The 5,622-nt window shown below is 71.8% G+C and carries 4 protein-coding genes; 2 read left to right on the top strand and 2 right to left on the bottom strand.

Annotated features, from left to right (window positions below; translation table 11 throughout):
- Positions 1-220 precede the first annotated feature (220 nt).
- Positions 221-388: a hypothetical protein gene (locus ABZY91_RS35720; RefSeq protein ID WP_329875198.1), complete on the bottom strand. Its 168-nt coding sequence runs from the start codon at positions 386-388 to the stop codon at positions 221-223.
- Between the two features lie 495 nt (positions 389-883).
- On the opposite strand from ABZY91_RS35720, the gene ABZY91_RS35725 reads away from it, so the two are divergent.
- Positions 884-1,213: a hypothetical protein gene (locus tag ABZY91_RS35725; protein WP_329875196.1), complete on the top strand. Its 330-nt coding sequence runs from the start codon at positions 884-886 to the stop codon at positions 1,211-1,213.
- Between the two features lie 193 nt (positions 1,214-1,406).
- Here ABZY91_RS35725 and ABZY91_RS35730 read toward each other — a convergent pair whose 3' ends face one another.
- Positions 1,407-2,123, bottom strand: a complete 717-nt coding sequence (locus ABZY91_RS35730; RefSeq protein WP_355407604.1) for a hypothetical protein — start codon at positions 2,121-2,123, stop codon at positions 1,407-1,409.
- A gap of 696 nt (positions 2,124-2,819) precedes the next feature.
- Between ABZY91_RS35730 and ABZY91_RS35735 the strand changes: the two genes are divergently transcribed.
- Positions 2,820-5,501: a PKD domain-containing protein gene (locus ABZY91_RS35735; protein WP_355407606.1), complete on the top strand. Its 2,682-nt coding sequence runs from the start codon at positions 2,820-2,822 to the stop codon at positions 5,499-5,501.
- The last annotated feature ends 121 nt before the right edge of the window (positions 5,502-5,622 follow it).

Below are 5,622 nucleotides of genomic sequence, written 5' to 3' on the forward strand. Positions count from 1 at the left end.
CAGCACGGCGCTCCCGCCGACGACGGTTCCTCCGATGCGCGGGGCGGGCGGCGGCGCGCTGAGCGAGGGCCCCCGGGGGTATCCGCCGGGCCGAACCGCACACCACACAGGACGCCGCCGCAACGGCGGCAGCGACAGAGCTGGGCGGACATGGGGCGGGCGTGGCGGGTGCCCCGGCGTGCGGCCCGGCGTGTGGCCCGCCCCGGCGGCGCCCGTTCGCTCAGCGGCGGCCCAGTAGCTTCGCCAGGAAGCCTCCGGCCTTGCGGGCGCTCCGGTCGCAGGAGCAGCGGTCGGCCTGGCGAACTCCGGCGAGGACCTGGTCGACGTGCATACCGCACCCGGCATAGCCGGCCTTGCCGCAGATTCGGCACGTGGTGCGTCGACACATGGCAGAACTCCTTGTGGATCGGTCGGGGAGGACGTCCCCGCTTCGTTGTCCAATATACCCGCCGGGGTATTTTTCCCGGGTGTCCGGGGTTCTGGACGTCCGTAGTCCCGTCCACACTCCCCACCTGGCCGAACGGCCCGGACGGGAGCCGATCCGTTTCACCCGCCCGCCCGGACCGTGCTGCGGAGGCCGTCACCGGCCTCCAGCCGCGCGCGCCCGGCAACCGCCACGACCTGGCCAGTGGGGCAGGTCGCCCCTCGACGTGGAGCTCCGAAGGGTCGAACATGCGGGACCCAGGCTCGTCGGCTTGTCTGCCCGGCAGATCCAAGTCCCCTCCATAGTTGGCGAGTTGCTGGTCCCAGCTGGGGCATCAAGCTTTTCCCAAGGTTTGCCTCAAGTCGGTCGACCAGAGTTGCCGACGTGCCCCGAAACGCCGACCGGCCGGGACGGGGCGCCGCAGAACACCGAATCGATCCTTTCGACGAGAGGTCCCTCATGCGCATCCGCCAGACCGTTTCCGTACTCGCCCTCGGTGCCGTGCTCGCCGTCGGCGGCGCCGTCGCTGCGCCCGCCCAGGCGCAGACCGGCCTCAGTGGCTCGATCCCGTCGTACTGCGTCCAGGGGTCGGACTCGAACTACTTCGGGGTGCACTGTGCGACCCAGAAGATCTACAAGGTGAAGGCGTACTGCGACAGCAGTGACGGCCGGCACACCGTCCTGTCCGGCAACGACGCGAGCAACAACGGATGGTCCAAGATCCACTGCAACACCCTGGGCGCCGGTTGGCGCTACCGTGCGGGCAGCGGGACCGTTGTGGTCCGTTGACCGGGGGCGTCGTCGACGCGGCACGGCTCCCGGCCGGGCGCGTCCGGACGAGGTGACGACCAGGTCCTGAGCCGAAGGCCGGCCCGCTCCCGGGCGGGCCGGCCCCACGGTTCGGTAACGGTCTCGATGCCCTACGTGCGAGTCGACAGGCGTCCCGCGCTGCTGAGGACCTCGCCGTCCGTCGGCGCGCCACTCAGTGGAGGATGCTGACGGCGCGGGCGATGACGAGGAGGGAGGTCATCAGGGCGGCGATGCTCTCGATGCTCATCAGGAGTTTCGCCCGGGTGGAGAGCGGCATCGTGTCGGTGGGGCTGAACGCGGTGGAGTTGGTGACCGAGATGTAGAGGTAGTCCGGCAGGGTGGGGACCCAGTCGGACGAGCCGCTGGCGCCGTCGGCGACCTCCTGCACGGCGTCGTCGTTCTCGTCCTGGGAGAACCGGAAGTCCGCCAGGGGGAGTTCGGGGCGTGGGGCCTGGGTTCGGCTGACGGGGCCGCCTCGATCGAGTTCCCAGTACGCGAGGCCGAACACGATGATGTTGGTCAGCCACACCTGGAGGGCCGCGACCAGGAGCTCCCCGCCGTCCTCCACCTGCTTCGAGACCAGGTCGTGGATCAGGATGCCGAGCGAGGCGAGGTTGCTGGCTCCGATCAGCAGGACGAGGGTGAGCGACATGGCGCGGGAGATGCGGTTCTGGCGGGTCAGTCGCAGGGGGTTGACGGCGACCAGCGGGACCAGGAGGAGCAGCTCCAGCGCCGGCAGGACGTAGCGGGGTGCGACCAGCAGCTGCTGGGGGAGCGCCACGTACAGCAGGATCGCAGCCAGCGTGGCGAGAACGGCGGGCAGCCGGGCCTCACCGCGCCGCTCGTGCCGGGGGTGGCGGAGACGGGCGTCCCCACGACTACGTGTCATGACCTTCTCCCTTGTTCGTACACCGCGGTGCGGTGGGTTTCGCAATCTGTCGGGCCGCGTCCCACCTGTCCTGCCGTCCGCCGTCCTGCCGTCCGCCGTCCGGTCGCTCCCGGAGCACTTCCGGGTACTTCCGGGGTACTTCCGGGTTCTTCGCAGGGGGCGGTTCCCGCACAGTCCCCGGCGCGAGCGGGGCGCGGTCGGGCGTGGCGTTGAACGGTGGCAGGGCCGTCCCCAGGGGCGGCCCCGCTGTGGGTTGCCGGCTCAGACGGGGGCGCCGTAGCAGGTGCCGTAGTAGCTGGAATGCGCGTTCTGGTGGAGCCGGTCGGTGGCGTCGTGCCGGTCGGGGCCGTACTCGGGCCGTTCTGCTGCCGCAGGCTCCGGCTGCGGGAGCCGCTGTCGGCCCGTCGGCTGCCCCCGCTGCGCGGGTCCACACCCGTCAATGCGGCGGGCGCGGCCACCTCCCGGCCGTGTCGCCGTCGATCCGGACGACGAGCGGCGAGGGGCGACCTGTTCGGTGCCGCCGCCCACGTCGACACCGGCCCTCCCGGCGCCTCGGAATGCCGTGGCAAACCGCACTGACGTTCTGCCACACTGATCGCGATCTTCACCGCGGTTCCGCCGGGTGGTAGCTGCCGACGGCACCCACACGAGGCGAATCGCGGTCATCTCCATGAGAAAAAGGGGGAAGTCGCCACCGTGCGCACCCGCAGAGCCCTCGGCCTGGCCGCCACCGCGGCTGTCGTCACGTTCGGGCTGCCGGCTCCGGCCCACGCCGCAGATCCGGCCGCCGTCCTCTACGTCGACAACGCCACCACGTCGAACTGCATTGACACCGGCATCGGCACCGCTGCCCGGCCCTACTGCACCATCCAGGCCGCAGTGGACGTGGCCGGCCCCGGGCAGACCGTGCAGGTAGCGCCCGGCCGGGGCTACGTCGCGGGGCTCCGGGTCACCCGGTCCGGCACCGCCGACAAGCCGATCGTGATCCGCAGTGACGGCTCACCCGCCGCCAAGTCACCCGTCCTGTCGGGGAAGAACCCGGGGACCGGACTGGAGATCACGGGTGCGCAGCACATCGTGGTCAGCGGCCTCACCTTCAGCATGTCCCCGCTCGCCGTGGTCGTGACCGACTCCAGTGACATCCGGCTGGAGGCGAACAGCTTCATCGAGAACTTCCGCCTCACGACCGGCAACCCCGCCGTCAAACTGGTCGGGCACACCTCGGACGTCAGCGTGACCCGGAACCGGTTCTGGTTCCAGCAGGCCGGTGTGTCGGTGGACACCGGCGTCCAGCGTGTGTCGATCGCCCACAACGACTTCGCCGCCCCGGCCGAGTACGCCGTCCGGGCGACCGGCGCGTCGCACGTCAGCGTGGTCAACAACACCATCGCGAACGTCTGTGGCACCGCCGTGGCACTGGACGGGGCGTCCGGCGACGGTGTGGTCGAGAACAACGTCATCTCGGGGGCCTCGGCCGACTACCCGTTCTACCGTTCCCAGCGGTGCTGGTACGTCGACCCCGCGCCCGTGGTCTCGGTGTCCGCCGCCGCCGCTCCGACCGCCACGGTGGACTACAACACCGTGCACTCCTGGACCGGCGCCCCCCTCTACCGTTGGGCCGGAACCGACCACACCTCGCCGGACTCGCTCGCGGCCGCCACCGGGCAGGGCAAGCACGACGCGGACCAGGAGGTCACGTTCCTGCAGAACCTCCCGGTCAGCGGACAGTTCGTCGATGACAGGCTGCCCGTCACCGCGACCAGCGCGATCGACTCCGCCGACCCGAACGCTCCCGGCGCCGCCGGCACCGACCTGCTCGGCAGCAGCCCGGTCGACCACCCGGACCTCCCCGACTCCCCGGCGGGCGGCTTCCTGGACCGCGGCGCGTACGAGTTCCACGCGCCGAAGTCCGTCGTGGTCGGCACGGTCGGCAGCGCGTTCCAGACCGCCTTCGGTCCGGCACCGTTCGCCGTCACCGCCACCGCCACGGCCACGACCGTCTGGCAGGTCGACCTCGGCTACACCTTCGACTTCGGCGACGGCACTCCGGTCGTCACCACCGGCTCCCGGTCCGCCGATCACGTCTACGCCACGGCCGGCACCTACAGGGTGACCGCCACCGCCACCGACGGGAGGGGCGGCACGGTCGTCAGCGACCCGAACGCCGCGCCCGTCACCGTCACCGATCCCGGCCCGCTGAAGCCGCAGTTCACCCTCGGCACCACCGGAGACCTGGTCTACACCGCGACGGCCTCCGTCCCGGACTCGCCCTGGCCGGTCACGCTGCAGCAGATCGACTTCGGCGACGGCACCCCCTCACAGGATCCCGGCACCCCGCACCAGTACGCCTGGCCGGGCACCTACCAGGTCACCTTCACCGTGAGGGACGCGAGTCAGAGGACGGCGACCGCCACCCAGCAGGTGGACGCCCAGTACTCCCGGGCCTACCTGGCCGCGCTCCCGGGCGAGAAGACCGGCCTGCTGGCGATGACCGAGCACGCGCTCTACCAGGCCACCGGCAACTACGGGAACGGCGTCTGGTCGCCCTTCACGAACGCCCGCGCGCTGGTCGGCAACTGGCCCCTCAAGCTGGCCGGCACGCACGGCGGCAAGCACCAGTTCGCGAACCTCAACGGGTACCTGGTCACCTACGACCAGGGGTACCCCGGTGCGACCCGGCACTGGGACCAGATCGCCCTGCCCGGCCTCCCCGGCGCCGGCGGCAACTCCGAGCGCAAGAACATCACCGACCTGTCGGTGGTCGAGAACGGGACCTCCACCAAGCTGGTGGTCGCCGCCGACGGCGGACTCTACGAGGCCACCGCCGACTACGCGGTCGGGCGCTGGACCGGCTGGGCCGCGATCACCGCCAACGTCTCCTTCGGCACCCGGATCACCAAGGTCGCCGCCGCGATGACCGGCAACGTCCTGCACGTGTACGCGCTCGGCGCCAACGGCCGCCTGTACACGGCGGACGGGGACTACGACCGCGGCACCTGGCGGGGTGGCGACCTGACCGGCTCCATCGGCCAGCCCGGCCGGCCCACCGAACTGACCGCCACCGCCGTCAACGGCACCGTCCACGTCGTCGCCCTGATCGACGGCTCGCTGTACGACGTCGGCGCCGACTACAACGCCGGGCGCTGGGGCAGCTGGGGCAACGTCTCCGCCGCGACCGGCCTCGGCGGCATCACCACCTTCGCCGCCGCCACCACGGGCGACAACCTGCGGCTGTACGCGGTGAACAACGGTCACCTGTACGACATCCTGGGCGACTACAGCCGCGGCTGGAGCGGCTGGGGCGACGTCACCTCGGCGGCAGCGGCAGGGGAGATCCCCGCCGTCACCGCCGTCGGGGCGTGGGGATCCCGCCAGTAGGCGCCCCGCAGGCGGGCACGCGCACAGGCGGGCACTCCCGCCGCGCACCGACCACGGCCCCCGGACCGGCAGCCCGCCCGGCCGGGGGGCGCGGCGTGCGCCCCGCCGACCCGCCCGCTAA

It is taken from the genome of Kitasatospora sp. NPDC002965 (genome assembly GCF_040611255.1).
GTDB lineage: Bacteria > Actinomycetota > Actinomycetes > Streptomycetales > Streptomycetaceae > Kitasatospora.

Excerpts from the sequence above, each read along its gene's own strand:
- ABZY91_RS35730 (WP_355407604.1), bottom strand. The coding sequence starts at position 2,123 with ATGACACGTAGTCGTGGGGACGCCCGTCTCCGCCACCCCCGGCACGAG.
- ABZY91_RS35720 (WP_329875198.1), bottom strand. The coding sequence starts at position 388 with ATGTGTCGACGCACCACGTGCCGAATCTGCGGCAAGGCCGGCTATGCC.
- ABZY91_RS35725 (WP_329875196.1), top strand. The coding sequence starts at position 884 with ATGCGCATCCGCCAGACCGTTTCCGTACTCGCCCTCGGTGCCGTGCTC.